The following is a 24,168-nucleotide window of genomic DNA, read 5'->3' on the forward strand; positions in this document are numbered from 1 at the left end:
CTTACAGGCAGCGCCAACATTAATGGTGCAGCATCTCCTCCACCACCTGCTTGTTATACATTTCGTTTGGATAATAGGTCGGCCAGTTATCCATCTCTTTTAATAACGCCTCGTGGGAGGTGTTGCCCATAAAGATATGGAAATGCGCAGACTGGCGTGGGCCGATGGTGTGGTCGCTGAACTGGACGAACTTCGGCGCTTTGCTGCTGGCGTCTTTACATTCGAACAGGTAACGGACGCCCTTCTTGCCGGAAGCATAGGTCAGGATTTTGTAGCCGTTAGAGACGTATTCACAGCGGCTGACGTTTTTCCCGGTATGGAACTCCATCACGTTGTTCTCGATGCCGATGGTCTCCACGTCGGTGGCGTAGCCGGTGCGGTAATAGGCCTTCACCTCGTCAAAGGTTTTGCTGTTGTCCTTCTCGGCTTTCTTTTTAAACACCGGGTCGAGATCGCCGCTCAGCAGAAACGGATAGACCGACTGCCAGACGCCGTCCCAGTTGGACAGCGGCCGGTCTTTTACGTCTTTATCGTCAAATACGCCGTTAGCAGCTTTTTGTTCCGCCTCGGTCATCTGGTGGCCGTGGGAATGGGCGTACAGCTGGCCGCTCACCAGCATCGCCCCCAGAGTCATTGCAATTTTACCAATATGTCCTGCCAAGATAACGTCCTCACTCCATTTTAAAGAGTGATGGATGTTATAATATAACATACCGCAAAACAAGCCTCCTAAATCGCCACCAGGCCGCGAACGCCCTCCTGTGCCATGTTCTCGCCGCGCCCGCGCTGAATGATGCTGCCTCGGGACATCAGCAGATAGCTGTCCGCCAGCTCGGCGGCAAAATCGTAAAACTGCTCCACCAGCAGGATCGCCATATCACCCCGGTTCGCGAGCTGGCGGATCACCTGACCAATCTCCTTAATCACCGACGGCTGGATCCCCTCCGTCGGTTCATCAAGAATCAACAGCTGGGGACGACTGGCCAGCGCCCGGCCAATTGCCAGCTGCTGCTGTTGTCCGCCCGAGAGATCGCCGCCCCGGCGTTGCTTCATCTCCTGAAGAACCGGAAACAGCTGCCAGATCTCCTCCGGTACCTGTTTCGCCTCGCGCGCCGGGAAGCGCGATAAGCCGAGCAGCAAATTCTCCTCTACCGTCAGGCGGGGAAAGATATCCCGTCCCTGCGGCACATAGGCCACCCCGGCCTGCACCCGCTGATGCGGTTTTGCGTGGGTGATGGCTTTACCCTGCCAGAGGATCTCGCCGTTACGCGCCGGGATCAGCCCCATCAGGCATTTCAGCAGCGTGGTCTTGCCCACCCCGTTGCGCCCCAGCAGACAGGTGACCTCCCCGGTCAACGCTTCAAAGCTGACCCCGCGCAGGATGTGGCTCCCGCCGTAATACTGATTCAGTTCGTTAACCTGTAGCATCCACGCTCCTTAGCGTCCGAGATAGACTTCAATCACCTGCTCGTTGGCCTGCACGTCGCGCAGCGAGCCTTCCGCTAATACCCGGCCCTGATGCAGGACGGTGACGTGATCGGCGATGGTTTCGACAAAGCCCATGTCATGCTCCACCACCATCAGCGAGTGTTTGCCCGCCAGGGTGCGAAACAGCTCGGCGGTGTACTCGGTTTCGGCGTCGGTCATTCCGGCGGCCGGTTCATCCAGCAGCAACAGATGCGGCTCCTGCACCAGCAGCATGCCGATCTCAAGAAACTGCTTCTGTCCGTGGGAGAGCAGGCCCGCCCGGCGATGACGCTCGGCACCGAGGCGGAGCAGGCTCAGCATCTCGTGGATCCTGTCTTCCTGCTCGCTGTTCAGCCGGGCGCGCAGGCTGGCCCACACGGATTTATCCCCTTTCATCGCCAGCTCAAGGTTTTCCCACACCGTCAAAGCTTCAAACACCGTCGGCTTCTGAAACTTGCGACCGATACCCTGACGGGCAATGGCGATCGGATCGAGGGTGGTGAGATCCGTTGACTGGTCGTACAGCGCTCGCCCGCTCTGGGGACGCGTTTTCCCGGTGATAACATCCATTAGCGTGGTTTTACCCGCGCCGTTCGGGCCAATCACGCAGCGCAGCTCGCCGACGCCAATATTGAGCGACAGATCGGTAAGCGCTTTAAAACCGTCGAAGCTGACGTTGATGTTCTCCAGCTGCAACACCGGGTCGGTCCGATCGCGATAGCGATCCCCGGGCAACTGACGGGTAAAGAGTTGATCGCTCATTACTGATCTCCCTTGCGAAACAGACCCATTACGCCGCGGGGTAAAAACAGCGTGACGGCAATAAAGATCAGCCCAAGAAACAGCTGCCAGTACTCCGGCATCGCCACGGTGAACACGCTTTTTGCACCGTTGACCAGCGCGGCGCCTATCACCGGGCCGATCAGCGTGCCGCGACCACCCAGCGCCACCCAGATTGCTGCTTCGATGGAGTTGGTCGGCGACATCTCGCCGGGGTTGATGATCCCAACCTGCGGGACGTACAGCGCACCCGCCAGCCCGCACAACACCGCCGAGAGCGTCCAGACCAGCAGCTTAAAACCGCGTGGATCGTAGCCGCAGAAGGTGAGCCGGTTTTCCGCATCGCGCACTGCCGTCAGGATGCGGCCAAACTTACTTTTTGCCAGGGCGTATCCCACTGCCAGCGACGCCGCCAGCAACAGCACAGTGGCCAGAAACAGGGCTATGCGCGTAGAGGTAGCGGTGACCGAAAAGCCCAGCAGCGTGGTGAAGCCGGTAAAGCCGTTGTTGCCGCCGAAGCCGGTCTCATTGCGGAAGAACAGCAGCATCCCGGCAAAGGTCAGCGCCTGGGTCATGATCGAAAAGTAGACCCCTTTAATTTTTGAGCGGAAGGCAAACCAGCCGAACAGCAGCGCCAGCAGCCCGGGTACCAGCACAATCAGCACCAGCGCCCAGGCAAAATGCTGTGTGCCCCACCAGAACCAGGGCAATTCGCTCCAGGAGAGAAAGGACATAAAGGCCGGGAGGCCGTCGCCCGCTGCCTGGCGCATCAGATACATCCCCATCGCGTAGCCGCCGAGGGCGAAAAACAGGCCGTGGCCCAGCGACAGCATGCCGGCGTAGCCCCACACCAGATCCAGCGCCACGGCAACAATGGCATAGCAGAGGATTTTGCCCACCAGCGTCAGCATCCAGGTGGAGACCGCCAGCGGGTGCGTCGCGGGCAGCAGCGCCAGAAACGGCAGTACCAGCAGAGCGGCGAGGATCAGGCCGAGCAGTATTGGTACGCTGCGTGGCGCTTTCCGCGCCAGGGTTAAGGTCAGTGGCTGGCTCATCAGTCGATTACCCTCCCTTTCAATGCAAACAACCCCTGCGGACGCTTCTGAATAAACAGGATAATCGCCACCAGGATCACGATTTTGCCGAGAACGGCACCCATCTGCGGTTCGAGGATCTTATTGAAAATGCCCAGCCCGAAGGCGGCCGCCACGCTGCCAGCCAGTTGCCCGACACCGCCGAGAACCACCACCAGGAAGGAGTCGATGATATAGCTCTGGCCCAGCTCCGGCCCGACGTTGCCCAGCTGCGACAGCGCCACCCCGCCAAGCCCGGCAATGCCGGATCCCAGCCCAAAGGCCAGCATATCAACGCGCCCGGTAGGCACCCCGCAGCAGGCCGCCATGCTGCGGTTTTGCGTTACCGCCCGCACGTTCAGCCCCAGCCGGGTTTTATTGAGGATAAGCCAGGTGAAAAACAGCACCAGCAGCACAAAGCCCAACACCACCAGCCGGTTCCACGGCAGGATCAGGCTGGCATAGACCTGCACGCCGCCGGAGAGCCACGCCGGGTTCGCGACTTCGAGGTTTTGCGCGCCAAAAATCATGCGAACCAGCTGGATCAGCATCAGGCTGATCCCCCAGGTGGCGAGCAGGGTTTCCAGGGGACGACCGTACAGGTGGCGGATCACGGTGCGCTCCAGCGCCATCCCCACCGCAGCGGTAAGTCCGAACGCCACCGGCAGCGCCACCAGCGGATAGAAGGCGAGCCACTGCGGCGTAAACTGCGCCATCGCCTGCTGCACCATCCAGGTGGCGTAGGCGCCGAGCATCAGCATTTCCCCATGCGCCATATTGATTACCCCCAGCAAGCCGTAGGTGATCGCCAGCCCGAGGGCGGCCAGCAGCAGAATGGAGCCGAGGGACAGCCCCATAAATGCCTGACCGAGCAGATCGCTGATGGTCTGACGGTGCTGGATCTGACGCAGACTTGCGGCGGCGGCCTCACGCACCCCGGCATCCGGCTCGGTCTGCGCCTGGGTATAAGGCAGTAGCCGGGCCTGCACTTCCGGGTCGCTCGATTCGCCCAGCAGCGTGACCGCCTGCTGGCGTACCGCTGGCTGGGTGCTGTTCAGTTGCAGGCTGGCAACGGCGAGGGCCAGTACCTGACGCACCGCCTCGTCGCGTTCGCTTGCAAGCTGACGCTGCAAAAAAGGGAGCATCTGCGGTTGCGGGTCGCGCTGGAGCTGCCGGGCAGCGGCCAGCCTTTCGGTGACACTGTCACCTGTCAGCTGATGAGTGGCGAGCGCCGTGGCGGCCAGTACCCGCAGGCGGTTGGTAAGCCGCACGGCTTTGGTGGCCCCTTGCGGTTGCGCGACCTCACCGAGCGCAGTTAACTCGCCGCTTTCGCGGGTAAAGGCGTGTTTGTTGGTATCGACAAAGACATTTTCCTGCTGCAATGCGCGCAGCAGCGCCAGCCGGGCTGGCTCGGGCGCGGCGGCCCACTGCTCCAGCATGGCTGCCTGTTGGCTGCGGCTGGCAGCGACAAAGTTATCGGCGTCCGTTGCCTGCGCCATCCCTGGCAGCAGTCCGGCAAGCCATACGAGAGCGAAGATCATGCGCATGACGTTCATGGCTTTACCTCTTTCGGATCAGGATCAGTTGCTGGCCGTTTTGATCGGGGTGTCGGGCTTTTTATCATTCCCGGCGATAAACGGACTCCACGGCTGGGCACGCACTGGCGCTTCGGTCTGCCACACCACGTTGAACTGGCCGTTGCCTTCGATTTCGCCAATCATTACGGGCTTATGCAGGTGGTGGTTGGTGGCATCCATGGTCAGGGTAAAGCCCGATGGCGCTTTGAAGGACTGACCCGCCATCGCGGCGCGCACTTTATCCACGTCGGTCGTGCCGGCTTTTTCCACCGCCTGCGCCCACATGTGGATCCCCACGTAGGTGGCTTCCATCGGATCGTTGGTCACCACCGTTCCGGCGTTTGGCAGCTTCTGCGCTTTGGCCCAGTTTTTATAGGCTGCGACGAAGGCCTGGTTGGCCGGGTTATCCACCGATTCGAAGTAGTTCCACGCTGCCAGATTGCCCACCAGCGGTTTGGTATCGATGCCGCGCAACTCCTCTTCCCCGACCGAGAAAGCAACGACCGGCACGTCGGTGGCTTTTACGCCCTGGTTAGCCAGTTCTTTATAGAACGGAACGTTGGAGTCACCGTTGATGGTGGAGACCACCGCGGTTTTGCCTCCGGCAGAGAATTTCTTGATGCTGGCGACGATAGTCTGGTAATCGCTATGGCCGAACGGGGTGTAGACCTCTTCGATGTCTTTATCCTGAACGCCTTTGGAATGTAGGAAAGCGCGCAGAATTTTGTTGGTGGTGCGCGGGTAAACGTAGTCTGTGCCCAGCAGGAAGAAGCGCTTCGCCGCCCCGCCATCTTCGCTCATCAGGTATTCCACCGCCGGAATAGCCTGCTGGTTAGGTGCGGCGCCGGTGTAGAAGACGTTCGGCGACATCTCTTCGCCCTCGTACTGCACCGGGTAGAACAGCAGGCCGTTCAGCTCCTCGAATACCGGCAGGACCGATTTGCGGGAGACCGAGGTCCAGCAGCCGAAGACTGCCGCCACCTTATCCTGGCTTAACAGCTGACGGGCCTTCTCGGCGAACAGCGGCCAGTTAGAGGCGGGATCCACCACCACCGGCTCCAGTTTTTTGCCCAGCACGCCGCCTTTGGCGTTGATCTCGTCGATGGTCATCAGCGCCACGTCTTTCAGCGGCGTTTCAGAAATGGCCATCGTGCCGGAGAGCGAATGCATGATGCCAATCTTGATGGTGTCGGCTGCCTGCACGCTGAAACTCATCCCCATGGCCACCACAGAGGCCGATAAAGCAAACGCTTTTAACAAGGTACGACGATGCATGATTTTCACTCCTGAAAAGAAAGCTGTGCGAAATCGTCCGTTACGGCGTGGACGCAGAAAAAGCAATCAGGATTAAAGAGAGCAAAAAGGATGCCAGAACGAAAAATCAGTGAGATCAGGGGGCTGGAGAGGGTTTTAAAGGCAGGGACGGATCAGAATGGCACAGCGTTGCACTTTATTAATGCAACGCTGTGGATAAGCAATTACCAGACTTCGCTGGCGATTTGAGTAACCAGGCGAACCTTGTCCCACTGCTGGGCTTCGGTCAGGGCGTTGCCCTCTTCAGTAGAGGCAAAGCCGCACTGCGGGCTGAGGCAGATCTGGCTTTTCGCTACATATTTTGCCGCCTCTTCGAGACGCGCTTTCACCCCTTCCGGGTTCTCCAGCTCGCCGCTTTTGGTGGTGATTAACCCCAGCACCACCTGTTGTTTGCCCGGACGCACAAAGCGTAACGGGGCAAAGTCGCCGCTGCGATCGTTGTCATACTCCAGGAAGAAGGCATCGACATTGACGGTGCCAAACAGGATTTCAGCTACCGGTTCGTATCCCCCTTCGGAGATCCAGGTCGAACGGAAATTCCCGCGACAGACATGCAGCCCGATGGTCAGATCCTCCGGCTTGCCTTCCAGCGCCTTGTTCAGCACCCGGGCATAGGTACGCGCCAGCTGGTCCGGGTCATCGCCACGCTCGCGGATCTGGCGGCGCTGATCGTCGGAGCAGAGGTAGGCCCAGACGGTGTCGTCCAGCTGCAGGTTGCGACAGCCCGCCGCATAGAAAGCGTGAATGGCATCGCGCCAGGTTTGCGCCAGGTCGTCAAAATAGACATCCAGATCCGGGTAGACAGTGGCGTCGATATCTTTGCGGCCGCCACGGAAATGCAGCACGCTCGGGCTGGGAATGGTCATCTTCGGCTGGGCGTTGCCACTGACGCTCTGCAGATAGCGGAAGTCCTCCAGCATCGGATGGCTGCCGAACCCCAGCTTGCCCGTAACGCGCACTCCGTGGGCTTTGGTCTGCACGCCGTTGAACTGAATGCCCTGGTTCGAGTCGTAACGCTCCACGCCCTGCAGGCCGTCGAAGAAATCAAAATGCCACCAGGCACGACGGAACTCGCCATCGGTAACCACCTGCAGGCCGCAGGCGCACTGCTGCTCTACCACATGGCGAATCGCTTCATCTTCTACCGCTCGCAGCTGCTGCGCGTCGATCTCACCGCTGGCGAATTTTACTCGCGCCTCTTTGATGGCGTCGGGACGTAAGAAACTGCCTACCACATCGGCACGGTTCGGGGCGTGTTGTCGCTGCATGCTTATCTCCTTTAACTGCCGCCAGGTAATTGCCGACAGTGATAATTCATTATTTGAACATTTAGACTTCTGGATGGCTATATGTCCAAAAGATGTCACAGCAGCCGCCTTCCGGCAAACGAGAAAAATTCATGGGTGTTGAAAAAAATTCATGTTGGTCAGCATGTCAAAAAAAACCGCCAGAGACTGGCGGTAAATGCTTGCATGGATAGATTTGTATTTTGAAATCTACGGACCCGGCATTCCATACCGGGCTGCGGATCCTGACCAGGTTAGCATGCGCAAGATAAATGAAGGTTAAACGGTGTTTGTGCTGTTTGAAGATGAGCGATAGCGCGCAACAAGCCAGACGGCAGTACAGGCCACAACCGGTACCAGCCAGTCGAGCAGGCTCGCCACATTCCACACCTGCCAGTCAAATCCGCCCCACCACGGCATGTTGGCGCGCTTACCCTGGCCGAACAGCGCGATCCAGCGGTATTCAGCCTGCGTCTGTTCCCGGGCGATAAACCACAGCGAACCCAATGCACCGCCGATGCCCCATCTGCCCCATCGCAGGCCGCAGAGGCACTGGATCGTCATTGCAGCTAACGCATGCAGTAAAGGGGAAAAATCCATTATCGTGTCCTGTCCATTAATGTCTCTTGTCCGGCATTGGTCTGAATGTTGAAAGAGCAATCTTCATTTATTGCCTGACTGAGCGGGATCGTTGGCGCTCGTTTTATTCCAGCTGATCGCCATACCTTCGCAGGCAGGTGAAACATATTGAAAGCCGAACTTTTCATAGAGTGCAGGAACATCCGCCACCAGAGAGATATAGGTGCCGTCCCAGGCATTTTTGCTCAGCCAGCCCATGATATGTTCCATGATGGCTCTGCCTAAGCCCTTGCCCTGAAAATTCGGATCGACCGCGATATCCACAACCTCAAAATTCAGTGCGCCATCGCCAACCACTCTTCCCATCCCTACGGGTATCCCCTTGTGAAGGATATGCACCGCGTAGCAGCTCGCGGGGAGTCCTTTTCTTGCGGCGTCCAGATTTCGGGGTGAAAGTCCGGCGAGGGTGCGTAAACGGCAAAAATCTTCAGCTGAAGGAGGGGTTTCGATAAATGTGAAATCTTCCAACATCCGGGGCGCTCTAAAAATTCAAAAAGGTAACGTTTAAATAACATTTTAGAATGCTATCTACAATATGCTTTTTTGGTGAGTCAGATGATCACAGAATGATAAGCCCGGATTATGACGAAAAAATACCGGGTATTTTTTTGGTTATAGTTTGCTTATTATACCGCCCCGCTACTGGTCTAATATGTCGCGTTCTTCAATCGTGTCATCATTTTTATGAATCATACAAACAATAAGGTCATTTATGAAAAAGTTAATTATGGTAGCGCTGATTGCGGGTGCGGTTTCCGGCTGTGCGCAGCAATCCTTTTCGGTAAACAAAGGGACTGCATTCGAGCCACAGAAAGTCACAACACACCATTTCTTTGTTAGCGGAATTGGGCAATCCAAACAAATCGATGCAGCGCAGGTGTGCGGTAGCGCAGACAAAGTCGTTCGCACTGAAGTACAGCAGACTTTTGTGAATGGCCTGCTGGGCGTTCTTACTTTTGGTATTTATACGCCGCGTGAAGCGCGCGTTTATTGCGCCAAATAAAGACGCAGTCAGCAGGATTTAATCCTGCTGACATTCTTACCCTGTCTGAATATTCTTCATTGCGCTTATCCTTCTGCTGGCAAAATAATCACCGTCACTCCTTCTGAACTTTCCCTGGGGGTCTGGGAAGAGAAAATCGATATCTCGACCGATTCTGTTTCCAGCCTGAAAAAACTCCTACGTCTAACCCGCGATCACCGGCATCGGTTCAATCACCGATTGTGAACAAGCGCAATTATCCTTCAAATATTGATACCCGCCGGACTCATTGTGACGCCAGGGCCAGCATGCGGTGTGCTATAAAGAGAGACTCCCAGGAAAACCGGGCCACGAGATGTTGAATACATTAAGATGGAGAAATTAAATAATGCGCGGGATACGAAACCTCAGTCTGGTCTGTTGTATGGGGTTAACCGGTTGTGTAGTCGCCGATATGGACTCAACAAATTACACCTCCTTCCCCTATATTCAGACGTTCCAGAAACCAGAGACCATGGGACACACCAATGTTCAGAAACGCCGAAACGATCTCTACGAGTGTGGCGTTAATAAAAAATTGTCGCTTAATTCATGGGATGAAAAATTTCGTCGTAACGCCCTGCAACCTGGCGAGACAATAGACCAGCTCATTACCAGAACGAATAAAGTAGAGGACTGTATGAAGTCAAAAGGATACGTCCTGCTGGATTTCGGAGAATGCGGACCACTCAAGAAGCCAAGCGGATTGTGTAATTGACGCCGCGTCATTTTCAGTTCTGACGCAGAGTAAAAAGGCCACCCAATGGCAGCCTAAGAACACTATTGTGATGGCATTGTAGTGCCGGGTGCCTCCCGGTGACTCTGTGCCAGACCACAGAACCGCGTTCAAAAAACCCGACTGCTTTTGCCTGGCCGCCCCACCGCTTAGGGGGATTCACCACCCAGGCACTCTACGTGGGCCGGATTCTAAAAGATACATTTAATTTACCCTTTTATTAATAATATAAAATTTCGCCGCCATTCGTTCTGCTCACGCCCTGCGCAGCGTATCAGCACCCGTAAGCCCTGCTGAGCGGTAAGACCTTACTTATCGCCATACCGCACCCACGGTATCGCAACTAACCCGCGCCTATTACGTATATGGGGAAATCTGAATTAACATGGGGTAATTATTTGGAAAGTGAATATTCTCTTCAGGTTATTGGGCGGAATATTAATGAAAAACATGCGTTACGTGAAAAGTCTATGATTGCTGGAGTGGCAACGATGTCAAAGCTTCTCCCTTTGATCATGTCGTTGCCAGCAAATTACTTATCGATAAGGATTCACCTTATCTGTGGTTTCAATATTGAAGCAGCATCAGCATCCAGCTTTCAAACCGCGACACATAAATAGGTGTGGCTCCGTTAAATCAGCCCTTCGGTATCCAACGACGTTCTGTAGCCCCTTCATCGTAGTGAACACCGGCTGGAAGGGATATTAATTCAATTAATACGCCAAACGGCGTCATGCCAAACCACGTCTGGTTACCTTCACCCTCTTCCTGGGCGAAACAGTCTGACGGCCCATCAAACATCTTTGCTCCGTGTAAACGCATGTCGGCAGCGGTCTTATGGATATCATCTGTATAAAGCGAGAAATGATTAATTCCCCGCTGGCCAGGACTGGCGGGTTGGTCCTGAACAGCGGGAGAGGTCTGAAAGAGTTCAACGTTGCAGCCGTTAGCCAGACGTAACATGGCTAATCCTGTGAGGTTCATTTCCGCGGGAAAACCATTCAGAGGGGACATTTTATCGCCTGTGATGGTCTGATCCGGATTGTCAGATGCCACCAAACGATAAAGGACTGAGGCACCCAGCGCCTGACAGAAAAATGCTTCAGCTTGACCAAGATCGGTAACCGTAATGCCAATGTGTTCTATACCGCGAATCATTAAAATCCTCCATTCGATGCTATTCATGAGATTGATATCTCAGATGTTTAAGCATGGCAGAAATGTCGTATTTGTCACAAAAAGCGGGTTACACGTTTTTTACAGATGAAGCAATATCCTCTGATAAATGCCACAAACGGACGTGAGTGCTGCGAGATAACGCCTTCAGGTTTAATGCATAGAAGGCGTTTTATTGCCTGTTAAGCCGATTCCGTCGGAAATCCTTTCTGCCTGGCCGCCCAGATAACGGCCAGCGCCAGGAGGAGCAACATGACAACTGCAGGTGAAAATGCGCTGACACTTAACGATCCCAGCAGTAAGCCACCGAAAAATCCGCCACCGGCAATCGCCAGATTCCAGGCCGTGACCAGCATTGACTGTGCCACGTCAGCAGCGTCGCCAGCGGTCCTGGCAATGGCGGTCTGGAATAACGTTGCTGCGCCACCAAAGGAAAGCCCCCAGACAGCGACTGCCGTGTAGACAGCAGCGGGGATATCACCCATGACCCACAGTACCAGCGCAGACAGAGCGAACAGTGCCGTGCTGATGAGCGCCAACGTACGCAAACATCTGTCAACGAATACGCCGATAACCCAAATGCCCAGCAACGAAGCAACGCCAAACACCAGAAGTATCAGGTCTGTTCGTTCGGCCATCCCTGCGGATGCCAGAAATGGCGCGATATAGGTGTATAAGATGTTATGCGCCATCACAAAAGTCAGCACGACAAACAACACCGGGCGGACACCTGCAAGCGTGAACACCTGTCCCAGCGGCAGGCGCTTACCCGCTGCCAGCCCCGGGAAGTCAGGCACCAGGAAGCGCACCCATACCATCAGCGTTATAGCCATCACACTGATGATACCGAAACACATGCGCCATCCGACCAGGCCACCCAGGAACGTTCCGGCGGGTACACCAAGCGACAGAGCTAGCGGCGTACCGACCATCGCAATGGCAATAGCCCGTCCTTTCTGCTCAACCGGCACCATGCGCGCTGCATAGCCCGCCAGTAGCGCCCACACAAGCCCCGCTGAAACCCCCGCCATAAACCGCGCAATCATCGTCATGACATAGTTAAGGGAGAACGCAGTGACGGTGTTAGTCACAACAAACCCGGCCAGGGCCAACAGTAATAACGGGCGTCGGCGTACGCCCTGTGTCGCTGTGATCAGGGGAATGGCAGCAACCAGCGATCCGACAGCGTAAAGCGTGACGAACTGCCCCGCCATTGCGCCTGAAATATTCATGCCAGCGCTAATCTGCGGCAGCAATCCTGCCGGCAGAGTCTCCGTCAAAATGGTAATAAAACCCGCCAGTGCCAGGGCCAGAAGTGAAGCGAGCGGTAGAGGGGCGCTTTGCGTATTTTGCCCGGATGCGGCGGTAATATTTGTCATAAATATGCCTTATCAGATATGAGAGTCGGATGTCTGGTGCCTGAAACAGACACGCATTTAGTGGTCCCGGTCATAGTGAAGGCGTTACCTGAGCAAGACAATAATGCTAATGTTCATGACATATCGGACAAATATTCTTAAATGGGTAAGCAATGGAATCCCTTAACGGCATCGCCTTTTTCGTGCAGGCAGCGGAAGCCCGCAGTTTTTCCGGGGCCGGGCGCAGCCTTGGTGTATCTTCATCAGCAGTAGGCAAAAGCATATCCCGGCTGGAAGAACGTCTGGGCGTTCGCCTTTTTCATCGCAGCACGCGCAGCATCACCTTGACCGCTGAAGGGACGCTATTTCTTGAGCGTTGCCGCAGGATCCTGAGTGAAGTTGAAGCCGCCGAGCTGGAGCTGTCTGAAACTCAACAGATGCCCAGCGGGCGTCTGCGCATCAGCCTGCCTCTCGTTGGCCCGCTGGTGATGCCAGCGCTAACCGCCTTTATGCTTCGTTATCCTGCGGTTGAGCTGGATGTTGATTTTTCAGATCGCATGGTGGATGTGATAGAAGAAGGTTTTGATGTGGTGATGCGCACCGGCGAACCTACGGATTCACGCCTCATGTCCCGTCCGCTGGGCAGCTACCGGCTGCAGCTGGTCGCCTCCCCGGACTATCTTAAACGCCATGGAGTGCCAGAGCTTCCTGCAGAGCTATCCCATCATGCCTGCCTGCATCACCGATTTCCGAGCACCGGCAGGCTGGAGCCCTGGCCTCTGACGTGTGGACCTGACGCTGAGGAGCTGAAACTCCCCACAACGATGGTATGTAACACCTCGGCAGCCTTGTTGGATGTCGCGACGGCAGGTCTGGGTATTGCGTGCCTGCCTGACTTCATGGTGCGTCAGGCCGTGGCTACAGGCAAACTGTTACGCGTACTGGATAAATATATTGATCATCAGGGCACGTTCAGGCTGCTCTGGCCATCCAGTAAATACCTTTCGCCTAAAATACGTGTGTTCATAGACTTTATGGTCGGTACCCTCTTTGCGGAGATGGAGTCTTAAAAAGAGAGATAAGGGCGTTCCAGCCAGGGGGTCGGCTTCGCAGTGATGACCAATTTCACCGCAATAAAGAATTTAAGCACAAAAAACCGGGCATTGCGCCCGGTTTTGCTTCCAGCCTGAAAAAGCCCTACGCAGTTAACCCGCGATTCACCAGCATCGGCTCAATCTGCGGATCGTGTCCACGCCATGCCCGATAAAGTTCAGCTAAATCAGAGCTATTCCCGCGGGACAAAATCGCCTCACGGAATTTCTGCCCGTTTTCGCGATTCAGTCCGCCCTGCTCCACAAACCACTGATAGCCGTCGTCGGCCAGCATTTGCGTCCAGAGATAGGCGTAATAACCTGCCGCATAGCCGCCGCCGAAGATATGAGCAAAGTAGGAGCTGCGATAGCGCGGCGGTACGGCGGGGAGATGCAATTGCTCACGCTCCAGCGCGGCGACTTCAAATGCCTCCACATCGTCTGGCGCTTCGCTGGCACTTAACCCATGCCAGTTCATATCCAGCAGCGCGGCGCTGAGCAGTTCGGTCATGTCATAGCCTTTATTGAACTGGGTGGCACTGAGCATTTTCTCGCGCAACGCGTCGGGCATCGGCTCCCCGGTTTCATAGTGGCGCGCATAGTGAGCGAAGACCTGCGGATGGCTGGCCCAGTGCTCGTTGATTTGCGACGGGAACTCCACAAAATCGCGCGGTGTGTTGGTGCCAGAGAGCGTAGCGTAACGCTGGCTGGCAAACAGCCCGTGCAGGGTGTGACCAAACTCGTGGAACAGAGTGATCACATCATCCCAGGAGATCAGCGCGGGTTGGCCTTCCGCCGGTTTTTGATAGTTACAGACGTTATAAATCACCGGACGCGTCCCGAATTCATGGGACTGTTCGACAAAGTTACCCATCCACGCCCCGCCGCCTTTTGAGTCGCGGGCGAAGAAGTCACCGTAAAACAGCGCCATTCCTTCGCCGTTCTGGTCAAAAATCTCCCAGACCCGCACGTCAGGATGATAAACCGGGATGTCATTGCGCTCTGCAAAGGTAATGCCGAACAGTTGGGTCGCCGCCCAGAATACGCCGTCGTTCAGCACCCGGTTAAGGGCAAAATAGGGTTTAACCTGTGATTCATCCAGGGCGTACTTCGCCAGCCGCACACGTTCAGCGTAAAATAGCCAGTCCCAGGCCTGCACGTCAAAGCGGCCCTGCTCGTCATCAATCACCTTCTGGATATCGGCCTGTTCCAGCAGTGCACGACCCCGTGCGGCCGGGACGATACCGCGCATAAACGCCAGCGCAGCATCAGGGGTTTTTGCCATCTGATCGGCAATTTTCCAGCTTGCGTAGCTGTCGAAGCCCAACAGCTCAGCCTGACGCGCCCGCAGCGCAACCAGACGACGAACCAGCTCGCGCGTGTCGTTGGCATCGTTTTTTTGCGTACGCAGCCAGCCTGCTTTGAACAGATTTTCCCGGGTCTGGCGGTCTCGCAGCTGTTGCAGGGCCGGTTGCTGAGTAGTGTTGAGCAGCGGGATCAACCAGCGATCGCTCAACCCCTTATCCGCCGCCGCCCTGGCAGCCGCATCCAGTTCGGCCTTGCTCAGGCCATCAAGCTGATGAGGATAATCCACCACCAGCCCACCCGCTTTATCGGCGGCCAGCAGACGCTGGTTAAACTGGCTGGTGAGCGTCGCCGATTCGGTATTGATCGCCTTCAGGGCCTGTTTTTCCGCCTCTCCCAGCCGGGCACCGGCGAGGATAAAGCGCTGGTGCAGCTCCTCGATCAGGCGCAGAGACTCTGCGTCCGGCGCCATCGTCTGCCGCGCCTGGTAAACTGCATCCACCCGGGCAAAGAGGGCGTCATTCAGCCAGATATCATTGGACAGCGCCGCCAGCTCGGTGGCGATCGCCTCTTCCAGCTGCTGCAAATAATCATTGGTGTGCGCCGAGGTCATGGCAAAGAAAACATTGCTCACCCGGCTCAGCAGGCCGCCGCTGTGCTCCAGCGCCAGCACGGTATTGTTAAAGTCAGGTGCTGCCGCAGACCCGGCGATGGCTGCGATCTCGTCGCGTTTCTGGCGAATGGCTTCGTCAAAGGCCGGGCGATAGTGACTGTCGTCAATCAGATCAAAATGCGGCGCCTGGTACGGTAGCAGGCTGTTTGCGAAAAAGGGGTTAGTGCCAGACATATCAGACTCCTGAATATGATGAATCTCACCAGAGTAGGCCAGCCCGGCAGTCGCTGCAATCGTTGTCACCCGACGGAGCAAAAAGTGGCCTTACTCTGCGCCAGATCACATGCTATGGTAGTACTACACAAAAAGCGTTGAGGAACAGTGACATGATAATTTTAGTTACCGGGGCGACAGCAGGTTTTGGTGAAAGCATCACGCGTCGCTTCGTCGCCAACGGCCATAAGGTGATTGCCACCGGCCGTCGTCAGGAGCGTCTGCAGGAGCTGAAAGAGGAGCTTGGCGACAGCATTCTGACCGCGCAGCTGGACGTGCGTAACCGCGCCTCCATTGAAGAGATGATCGCTAACCTGCCGGCGGAATGGCGCGACATCGACGTGCTGGTCAACAATGCCGGGCTGGCGCTGGGGCTGGAGCCTGCGCACAAAGCCAGCGTTGAAGACTGGGAAACGATGATCGACACCAACAACAAAGGCCTGGTCTATATGACCCGCGCTGTGCTGCCAGGTATGGTCGAGCGCAACCGCGGCCATGTGATCAACATCGGCTCCACTGCGGGTAGCTGGCCTTACGCGGGCGGCAATGTCTATGGCGCGACCAAAGCGTTTGTGCGTCAGTTCAGCCTGAACCTGCGCACCGATCTGCACGGCACCGCTATCCGCGTGACGGATATCGAGCCGGGTCTGGTTGGCGGGACCGAGTTCTCCAACGTGCGCTTCAAAGGCGATGATGACAAAGCCGGTAAAACCTACGAAAACACTACTGCCCTGACGCCGGATGATGTCACCGAAGCCGTCTGGTGGGTGGCGACCCTGCCGAAGCACGTCAACATTAACACCGTTGAAATGATGCCGGTCAGCCAGAGCTTTGCCGGTCTGAGCGTCCATCGCGGATGATTTTTCCAGACCTGGTCTGCGGGCCAGGTCTGGGATGCCCGACAAAAGAATGGTAGTATTTATCGGTTAATTTTCTGAGAAATCACAACCAATGGCCGCTGAATCGCAACTTAATCCTACCCAACCTGTTAATCAGCAGATTTACCGAATTTTGCGCAGCGACATTGTGCATTGTTTGATCCCGCCGGGAACGCCGCTCTCTGAAAAAGAGGTGTCGGTCCGCTTTGATGTCTCCCGCCAGCCGGTTCGCGAAGCCTTTATTAAGCTGGCTGAAAACGGCCTGATTCAGATCCGCCCTCAGCGCGGCAGTTACGTCAATAAAATCTCCCTTACTCAGGTGCGTAATGGCTGTTTTGTGCGTCAGGCTATTGAGTGCGCAGTGGTGCGGCGGGCGGCGAGTCTTATCGACGATCATCAGTGCTACCTGATTGAGCAAAACCTGCATCAGCAGCGCATCGCCATTGAACGTAAACAGCTGAATGATTTTTTCCAGCTGGATGACGAGTTTCACCAGAAGCTGGCGCAAATTGCCGACTGCCAGTTGGCCTGGGATACCATCGAAAATATCAAGGCCACCATAGACCGGGTGCGCTATATGAGCCTTAACCATGTCTCGCCACCTGAAATGTTGCTGCGTCAGCATCATGATATTTTCAGCGCGCTGGGAAAACGCGACGCTGATGGGGTGGAAAAAGCGATGACCCTGCATCTGCAGGAAATTGGCGAGTCGGTGCAGTTAATTCGTCAGGAAAACAGCGACTGGTTCAGCGAAGAGTAATGATTGCGCATCCCGACCCGGGTCGGGATGCAGCGCGTTATTATCGTACGACAAGAACCGGTAATTTGGCGTAGCGTAATACTGATTCTGCATTTGAACCCAGCAGATGGGTCGTAATCCCCGGTTTTTTTGAGCCGATGACGATGACGTCATATTCCCCTTCGGCACTCATCGCTATTATTTCATCGCGAACGCTACCGAAGCGCACTTCTGTATGAATATGTGCCGGGTCAATATCAAATAAACGTTTTAAATCCCTGAGCTTTTTCTCTGACTCTGCGGCCATATAGGTTTCAAACTTTTTAATATCAGCAGAAAAACCGCGCAGCATGGCCCTACTGTTGACGGGCAGAACGTTGAGCAGCGTGATGCTGGCGTTATCCGCACGGGCAAGGAAACTGGCATGCCGTACCGCTTTATCGCTTAACTCCATTTCAAAGACATCAACTGGCATTAATATTTTCTTATACATACGCCCTTCTCCTTAATAACGATAAATTCTTTTCCTGAGGACTTAAGGATGACAGGGCAATATCAAACCAACCTTAAACGATTTCAGTATGTAACTATCAATATACGTAAAGAACTGTCCGGCTGCGCTTATTCACAGTCCCGATAAAAAAGTGTGATATTGATCGAAAACAAAAACAGCAGCAGCCAACAGGCGTATTAATAGCCCCCCGTGAGCGGCAGGAAATTACATGTCGCTTCGGTTTGTTAGAAAGGAGAAATTATTATGATGACTTACGACCGTAACCGTAATGCTATTACCACCGGCAGCCGCGTAATGATTAGCAGCACTGGCAACACAGGCAAAATCAGCGCCATTCACGGCGAAGGGCTGAGTGCCGCACAATTACGTCGCAGTAAAACGGTAGAAGTAGAAGGCTATGAAGGCCGCTTCGAACCAGTTGAACTGATCCGTCTGGGGATGCACTAATTCGTGCAGCGTCATGCCGCCGCGAACGGCGGCATGGAATGGCGTCAGATTGCCGCAGCGTATTGTGCGACCGTGGCTTTCGCCCCTTTCTCCAGCAGAGTGAGATACGCGCTTATCACCGCGTCGATAAAGACCCCGTCCAGCGGTAACTCATTACCAAAGATCGCTTCAATGCCCAGCAGCGCGTTGACCCGGCTCTCACCTTCGGCACTGCTCTTTACCGCTTCCTGAATCGCTGACAGCAGCGGATCGCAGACGTCAATGGCTGTTCCCTGTTCATCGACGCCCCCTACATAGCGCATCCAACCCGCAATACCCAGCGCCAGTAACGGGAAGCTGCGCTGATGCGCACGATGCCAGCGCACAGAGTCCAGCATACGCTGCGGTAACTTCTGACTGCCGTCCATAGCAATCTGCCAGGTACGGTGGCGCAATGCCGGGTTGCTGTAACGCGCAATCAGCAGGTCTGCATAACGTGCTAAATCGACACCTTTTACTTTTAACGTCGGTGCCTGCTCGTTCAGCATCAGGGCATGTGCAGCAGCGCGGTAATGGCTGTCTTCCATGCAGTCATTGATGTGCTGATAACCCGCCAGATATCCAAGATAGGCCAGGAACGAGTGGCTGCCATTAAGCATGCGCAGCTTCATCTCTTCGAAAGGCACCACATCGGCCACCAGCTCCGCGCCGGCTTTTTCCCACTGCGGTCGCCCGGCCACGAAATTATCTTCGATTACCCACTGACGGAACGGCTCACAGGCCACCCCTGCCGGGTCGCGTACGCCGGTAATTTGTTCAATTTTCGTCAGAGTATCGGCCGTGACGGCAGGCACAATGCGATCCACCATGGTGGACGGGAAGGTCACGTTCGCGTCGATCCAGTCAGCCAGTTCGCTGTCCACCGCGCGGGCATAAGCACAGGTGACATTGCGCATCACATGGCCGTTCTCTGGCATGTTATCGCAGGACATTACCGTAAAGGCAGGCAGACCCGCCGCTTTGCGTCGCGCCAGCGCTTCTACGACCACGCCGACGGCGGAAACCGGGGTATGCGGTTGTTGCAGATCGGCAGCGATTAACGGGTGATCCAGCATTAACTCCCCGGTGGCGGGCGAGTGACAGTAGCCTTTCTCGGTGATGGTTAACGAGACGATCGCCACCTGCGGTTCACACATAGCAGCCAGTACCGCTTCCAGCCCATCCACCTGGGCGTGCAGCGCTTTTTTGACCACACCCACCACTCGCGCCGTCCAGGCATCGGCTGACATTTCTGCCACGGTGTAAAGATTATCCTGCGCCTTGAGATCCGCGATCTGCTGCTCACCGCCAATCAGGTTGACCTCGCAGTATCCCCAGTCGCTGTCGTGCTCTGCTGCCAGCATATCGGTATATACCGCCTGATGGGCGCGATGAAAGGCGCCAAAACCCAGATGCACGATGCGCGACTTGAGGTTATCGCGATTGTAGTGAGGCAGCGTGGCTTGCGCATGTAATAACGGATTTTTCATGTTAGCACTCGTCAATGTGATTAAGCAGGCGTTGCGGGCGGGTGTTAACCCCTGACCCGACGCACTAACCCAACTAGAATGGTAGATGGAATAAAAAATTCTCTGTGGTTAACCATACTGATTGTTGTCAGCGGGATATTGATTTACGTTAACTTTTCACCATCTGGTGTGACATACATTGAAAGTTGTGTGACAGCTTTCGATGTAAATCACAATGCGGTAAACCGCGTAGAGAGGGATAAAAAAAGACTCCCCTGCATCGGCAGGAGAGTCATCAGATATCAGGAGATAACGCGATGTTTATTGTTCATACCCAGCGCAGCAGCTTTGTCTTCTGCGGCATCGCCAAGGATGCTCAGGTCACGGTCACGCACTTCCGGCATCAGCAAGGCTGAGATCAGGCCGATAACGGAGTAGACCACCACCATCACCGCAATTGGCCACCAGGAACCGGTCATGTTGCAGAAGATCCCCGCCAGCACCGGACCAAAACCAACCGCCACCAGACCGCCCGCCTCTTTCGATATCGCCATTCGGGTGAAGCGGTTACGGGAGCCGAATATTTCGGCCATGGTGATATTTTCCAGCGCAAACAAGCCCAGTACGGCAAAGTTATGGATCACGATGATGGACGTCATGATCACTCCCGGCGTATTCGATTTATCGACAATGAGCGACAGCATCGGATAGGCCAGAATAATGGCGGAAATGTTCAGCAAAATATAAGGCAGACGACGGCCATATTTATCAGACAACCAGCCCAGCAACGGAATGGTAATAAAGCCAAGGATGGAGCTGATCATCAGGGCATCCGTCGGGATGGCTTTGTTGAACAGCAGCGTCTGTACGAGATAGCCCGCAAGGAACGTCTGGATCAGACCGGAGTTACCCGCCTGGCCGAAACGCAAGCCTGTCGCCAGCCAGAACGATTTGCTCTTCACCATCGCTCCCAGGGTATTTTCCTGCGCGGCGGCCTGCGCCGGGGCTTCTTCAGCATTGACCTGCTCAAACACCGGACTCTCTTTAAGATTCATACGCAGCCAGATGGCAAAGATCATCACCACCACACTGGCCAGGAACGGCACACGCCACCCCCAGGCCAGCAGCTCTTCACGGTCGAGAGCAAAGAACATCACCGCCCAGATCGCCGTGGCGCTGAGGGTCCCGCAGTTGGTGCCCATGGCGACAAGCGAAGAGATAATGCCGCGTTTCCCTTTCGGGGCATATTCCGCCAGCATAGTGCCCGCGCCGGAGATTTCGGCACCCGCGCCCAGCCCCTGGATAATACGCAGCGTCACCAGCAGCACCGGCGCGAAGATTCCAATTTGCGCATAGGTCGGCAGTACACCGATCAGGGTGGTACAGATCCCCATCATGGTGATGGTGATAAACAGCACCTTTTTGCGCCCCACGCGATCGCCCATTTTGCCGAAGATAAAGGCCCCGACGATACGGGCAATATAGCCCGCACCGTAGGTCCCCATCGCCAGAATCAGTGCCATCGCCGCCGACTGTTCCGGGAAGAAGATCTCGTGAAAGACTAAGGCTGCGCCCAGCGAGTAAAGCTGGAAGTCCATGATTTAAAGCGCTGTAACGGGTCTTTGTGGGATTGTCCTTAATTCCTGAGTATTTAACAGTAACTTGCCGCTAGTGAAATGCATCCATTTGTTCTTTTGCATATCATCTGCGGCACTTTTATGTCCCACCCATGCCCCAATACCCCATCACACCACGCCATCATCCTCCATCGCGCTGTTGATGAAAAACGTCACCCTACCCATAACCTCGACTTCTTCGGCCGCCGCGCCCTCAATCGCTTCGCCGTCCTCCGTGATTAACGCTTTTTCCATGACCCGAGCGAACTGCGTACGCCCGCCGCTGAGGATCAGCAGCACCTGCCCCTGCACCAACCGGGTGACCGGCTCGATCACCGCAAACCCGGTTGACGTTTCCAGGATGCGACTTTCGTTCGTGGTGCAAATGCTGGCCGGGGACAGGCGCTGCTCGACATAATCGGTTGCCGGAGATACGAAGCCCATCAGTGAACCATTCCCATGTTGCGCAGGATCCAGTAGTGATTATCGGTTCCGTCAGTTGTCTTATCCGTGAAATCTGGCTGGTAGCGCTGTATCCACTCGTTGGCGTCGGCTCGGCTGAAATGCCAATGGACCTTTGCCAACTCGCGGATAAAGTCTTCAGTGCGCAAGCACCGATAGCCCTTGGGGTTAAGCTGAATAGCAGCGTGGAAAGCCGAGTTAATTTCTGATTGACGGGGCATGGTGACCTCTCATTTATTACTACTGTGTATTCATACAGTAGTTTTAAGGAAGGGCCAGGGCAAGGAGGCTGTGCCTATTGATAATTACTGCTGAACATCTGGTTGTACTGCCGAATTAACCAAGCGAGTGCATAGAAATTTTTCAGAGACAGAGGTTAAGCCGATGCTGGGCATACTGGGAGAAGTTTTCGAAGAAGCCAATATGTGGCTGGTTTCGGAATGAGTCATGTAAACCCCTAAGGACTGCATCGATCATCGCAAGCCGCTTCGTGTCACAAATGATTAAACCACCTGTTTAGGCCATCGCCTTCTGCGCGGAGTTGGAAGGATGGAGCGCTTAGTAAGCCGGGTTCCGCATACGGAACATACCGCGCCGTGTGGCAGATTTTGCTCGGGATTGAAGGAGGTGAAAAAGAACCGATTACTTCTGCAAACAGGACAAATGAATTTCATAGCAGGTATGATGCCTCCAAGCTGTTAGCTGATCCACTACACCTCATCATGTTAGCTAAAGGATAGTTTAATAATCCTTAATGTTCTGGTAGTCATGGTCGGACCAGGCATCATTTTAAGCGGTATTTAAACTTGCTCCTTATCGCACCAAATATTTAATAACGTCCCTAAGAGGCCGATAAGCCCCGACACGATAAGCACAAACAAAACGGCTAACAAAGCAACACTCGCCATCCGAGACTCCTTATCAACATCGCAAAAAAAAGCCTGCCTATTAAGCAGGCAAAAGAAACCAGCACAAACAAACAGCTTACTCTGATACAGGTGCCGGGTGCCTCCCGGTGACTCGTTACCAGTCATACGAGCCGCAAGCATATTTACACCTACAGAACTGGATTGCCCCGCCGCATAGGGGGATTCACCTTCATTTAAATTTAGATGATTTTAAACGAAGCGCTAATGCTTCCTACCTAAAGTAATGGCTAATGCCGCCGATATGTTAACTACCTGCGTCATGAACGCAGGATTAATAACAAAGCTAAGGGAGTTGTGCCCGCTCCCGTGCGGGCTTTTTTCTCTCTTCAGAGAGTTCGAATTGCGGTTGATGATAATTACTGCTGAACATTCTGATGCCGTTACGACTTCAGTGCCTGAACCTCAACCTGCAGCTGCACGACTTGGGTGGTCAGCGCCTCGATTTTGGCAATCGCGTGATGCAGCGCCAGCGCCGTATCCATCTGGATAACGTTATTATCAAGAGCTAAGGTGTCGTCTTTATCACAACGATTCCCCTCTTTGTCAAACTCAGGCGCAGCGGGAACCAGCTTCACATACTCACGGTCAATATCCCGTAAAGCGTCCTGGGCGATGATCCCCCGGCGCACACGTTCCAGGTAATCGCCGTTATACACGAACGTGCAGGGTTTCAGCTTCCTGATGTTTTCGTAAGAGGCTTTGCCATCGTCATAGGCGATATCGTGCTTCAGTGTGGCATCTGAGGTTGCAGCCTTCTGATACGTATAGTTGCCAGAAAATCCTCCATCACCGCTGACTGAGGTAACAAAGTCCCCGTTGGCTGGGGTGAAGTACCAGTACCGTATCTTGGACCCACTATCTCCGAACTGTGTTAGTGCAGTGTTAGCCCAGGAACTCAGCCCGTTACCAACATTACCCCACATCGATCGAAGGTTATACCCACCGCCATGTTGATACCCCCAGGAAAGGCCAGCTATAGCCCCGTTACCCGGAGAATCCGTGGCGGTCTCCGCGTAATAAGAGGCATAGTGGGCCTGTGCTGAGTTCCACCACGAACTCACGGCTGGACCGCCCATATACAAACGTCCGGGAATTTGCACATTGCCGTTGGACATGAAGTCGAAGTAGTTGTTCTGCGCGGAGTCAGTACCCCCCGCATTTTGCAACACCACCAGTCTGGCAATGGAGTAGTTCCATTCGATGCGTTTCACGATCTGGAGTTGGGCGGATATCTTCTCAACACCATTTACGGTGTACTGTGACTTTATGTATCCGCCATAAACCGTACTCCCGGCCCCCGGCAGAGACGCGTCATTGATGGTGGATGTCCAGGCAGCAATGGCCCTGCTTAATTCAGCCGTATCTATTCTGTTTGCCATAACTTAAT

General features: G+C 54.9%; 22 protein-coding genes and 1 pseudogene. 5 read left to right on the forward strand and 18 right to left on the reverse strand.

Annotated elements, in window-relative coordinates:
- Positions 1-19: 19 nt before the first annotated feature.
- The 9 genes from zinT to C3F35_RS00805 form a co-directional block, all read right to left on the reverse strand.
- Complete coding sequence (zinT, locus tag C3F35_RS00765; protein WP_032618128.1) at positions 20-661, reverse strand: metal-binding protein ZinT; 642 nt, start codon at positions 659-661, stop codon at positions 20-22.
- A gap of 68 nt (positions 662-729) precedes the next feature.
- A complete protein-coding gene (gene urtE, locus C3F35_RS00770) occupies positions 730-1,428 on the reverse strand; it encodes an urea ABC transporter ATP-binding subunit UrtE (RefSeq protein WP_077227523.1) in 699 nt (232 codons plus the stop codon).
- Positions 1,429-1,437: 9 nt separating this feature from the next.
- The gene (urtD, locus tag C3F35_RS00775) at positions 1,438-2,229 is read right to left on the reverse strand and encodes an urea ABC transporter ATP-binding protein UrtD (RefSeq protein WP_077227522.1); all 792 of its coding nucleotides are present in this window, start codon (positions 2,227-2,229) and stop codon (positions 1,438-1,440) included.
- Positions 2,229-3,302, reverse strand: a complete 1,074-nt coding sequence (gene urtC, locus C3F35_RS00780) for an urea ABC transporter permease subunit UrtC (protein WP_077227521.1) — start codon at positions 3,300-3,302, stop codon at positions 2,229-2,231. The genes urtD and urtC overlap by 1 nt, the downstream gene beginning before the upstream one ends.
- Entirely contained in the window at positions 3,302-4,876 is a 1,575-nt protein-coding gene (gene urtB, locus C3F35_RS00785; protein ID WP_103792419.1) for an urea ABC transporter permease subunit UrtB, read from the reverse strand. Before urtB ends, urtC begins: the two co-directional genes overlap by 1 nt.
- A gap of 24 nt (positions 4,877-4,900) precedes the next feature.
- The gene (urtA, locus tag C3F35_RS00790) at positions 4,901-6,172 is read right to left on the reverse strand and encodes an urea ABC transporter substrate-binding protein (protein ID WP_077227520.1); all 1,272 of its coding nucleotides are present in this window, start codon (positions 6,170-6,172) and stop codon (positions 4,901-4,903) included.
- Between the two features lie 203 nt (positions 6,173-6,375).
- Positions 6,376-7,479, reverse strand: coding sequence for a cobalamin-independent methionine synthase II family protein (locus tag C3F35_RS00795; protein WP_032618033.1), 1,104 nt, complete (start codon positions 7,477-7,479; stop codon positions 6,376-6,378).
- Between the two features lie 297 nt (positions 7,480-7,776).
- Positions 7,777-8,097: a hypothetical protein gene (locus tag C3F35_RS00800; protein WP_032618032.1), complete on the reverse strand. Its 321-nt coding sequence runs from the start codon at positions 8,095-8,097 to the stop codon at positions 7,777-7,779.
- 63 nt (positions 8,098-8,160) lie between these two features.
- On the reverse strand, positions 8,161-8,607 hold the full coding sequence (locus C3F35_RS00805; RefSeq protein WP_103792420.1) for a GNAT family N-acetyltransferase: 447 nt from the start codon (positions 8,605-8,607) through the stop codon (positions 8,161-8,163).
- Positions 8,608-8,848: 241 nt separating this feature from the next.
- On the opposite strand from C3F35_RS00805, the gene C3F35_RS00810 reads away from it, so the two are divergent.
- Complete coding sequence (locus C3F35_RS00810) at positions 8,849-9,139, forward strand: Bor family protein (protein WP_032618031.1); 291 nt, start codon at positions 8,849-8,851, stop codon at positions 9,137-9,139.
- Between the two features lie 1,390 nt (positions 9,140-10,529).
- Here the strand turns inward: C3F35_RS00810 and C3F35_RS00820 are convergent.
- Together C3F35_RS00820 and C3F35_RS00825 are read right to left on the reverse strand one after the other, a co-directional pair.
- A complete protein-coding gene (locus tag C3F35_RS00820; RefSeq protein ID WP_233211642.1) occupies positions 10,530-11,078 on the reverse strand; it encodes a VOC family protein in 549 nt (182 codons plus the stop codon).
- A gap of 173 nt (positions 11,079-11,251) precedes the next feature.
- The gene (locus tag C3F35_RS00825; RefSeq protein ID WP_103792422.1) at positions 11,252-12,448 is read right to left on the reverse strand and encodes an MFS transporter; all 1,197 of its coding nucleotides are present in this window, start codon (positions 12,446-12,448) and stop codon (positions 11,252-11,254) included.
- Between the two features lie 152 nt (positions 12,449-12,600).
- Between C3F35_RS00825 and C3F35_RS00830 the strand changes: the two genes are divergently transcribed.
- The gene (locus C3F35_RS00830; protein WP_103792423.1) at positions 12,601-13,497 is read left to right on the forward strand and encodes a LysR family transcriptional regulator; all 897 of its coding nucleotides are present in this window, start codon (positions 12,601-12,603) and stop codon (positions 13,495-13,497) included.
- A gap of 127 nt (positions 13,498-13,624) precedes the next feature.
- On the opposite strand, the gene dcp is transcribed toward C3F35_RS00830, so the two are convergent.
- Positions 13,625-15,670, reverse strand: a complete 2,046-nt coding sequence (dcp, locus tag C3F35_RS00835) for a peptidyl-dipeptidase Dcp (protein ID WP_103792424.1) — start codon at positions 15,668-15,670, stop codon at positions 13,625-13,627.
- 152 nt (positions 15,671-15,822) lie between these two features.
- Between dcp and ydfG the strand changes: the two genes are divergently transcribed.
- A complete protein-coding gene (gene ydfG, locus C3F35_RS00840; protein WP_032618025.1) occupies positions 15,823-16,569 on the forward strand; it encodes a bifunctional NADP-dependent 3-hydroxy acid dehydrogenase/3-hydroxypropionate dehydrogenase YdfG in 747 nt (248 codons plus the stop codon).
- A 91-nt stretch (positions 16,570-16,660) separates the two neighbouring features.
- Positions 16,661-17,347: a GntR family transcriptional regulator gene (locus tag C3F35_RS00845; RefSeq protein WP_103792425.1), complete on the forward strand. Its 687-nt coding sequence runs from the start codon at positions 16,661-16,663 to the stop codon at positions 17,345-17,347.
- 40 nt (positions 17,348-17,387) lie between these two features.
- On the opposite strand, the gene C3F35_RS00850 is transcribed toward C3F35_RS00845, so the two are convergent.
- Positions 17,388-17,819, reverse strand: a complete 432-nt coding sequence (locus tag C3F35_RS00850; protein WP_032618023.1) for a universal stress protein — start codon at positions 17,817-17,819, stop codon at positions 17,388-17,390.
- 264 nt (positions 17,820-18,083) lie between these two features.
- Here C3F35_RS00850 and ydfZ point away from each other — a divergent pair, with 264 nt between their 5' ends.
- Positions 18,084-18,287, forward strand: coding sequence for a putative selenium delivery protein YdfZ (gene ydfZ, locus C3F35_RS00855; RefSeq protein ID WP_032618022.1), 204 nt, complete (start codon positions 18,084-18,086; stop codon positions 18,285-18,287).
- A 44-nt stretch (positions 18,288-18,331) separates the two neighbouring features.
- Here ydfZ and C3F35_RS00860 read toward each other — a convergent pair whose 3' ends face one another.
- The 5 genes and pseudogenes from C3F35_RS00860 to C3F35_RS00880 all read right to left on the reverse strand — a co-directional run bounded on the left by C3F35_RS00860 (position 18,332) and on the right by C3F35_RS00880 (position 24,160).
- Positions 18,332-19,795, reverse strand: coding sequence for a mannitol dehydrogenase family protein (locus C3F35_RS00860; protein ID WP_103792426.1), 1,464 nt, complete (start codon positions 19,793-19,795; stop codon positions 18,332-18,334).
- A 281-nt stretch (positions 19,796-20,076) separates the two neighbouring features.
- Positions 20,077-21,372: pseudogene (locus C3F35_RS00865) on the reverse strand (MFS transporter); the annotation flags it as partial.
- Positions 21,373-21,519: 147 nt separating this feature from the next.
- A complete protein-coding gene (locus tag C3F35_RS00870) occupies positions 21,520-21,834 on the reverse strand; it encodes a hypothetical protein (RefSeq protein ID WP_103792428.1) in 315 nt (104 codons plus the stop codon).
- Complete coding sequence (locus C3F35_RS00875) at positions 21,834-22,073, reverse strand: hypothetical protein (RefSeq protein WP_103792429.1); 240 nt, start codon at positions 22,071-22,073, stop codon at positions 21,834-21,836. The genes C3F35_RS00870 and C3F35_RS00875 overlap by 1 nt, the downstream gene beginning before the upstream one ends.
- A gap of 1,088 nt (positions 22,074-23,161) precedes the next feature.
- Complete coding sequence (locus C3F35_RS00880; protein WP_103792430.1) at positions 23,162-24,160, reverse strand: tail fiber domain-containing protein; 999 nt, start codon at positions 24,158-24,160, stop codon at positions 23,162-23,164.
- Positions 24,161-24,168 lie beyond the last annotated feature (8 nt).

It is taken from the genome of Leclercia sp. LSNIH3 (assembly GCF_002935105.1).
GTDB lineage: Bacteria > Pseudomonadota > Gammaproteobacteria > Enterobacterales > Enterobacteriaceae > Enterobacter > Enterobacter adecarboxylatus.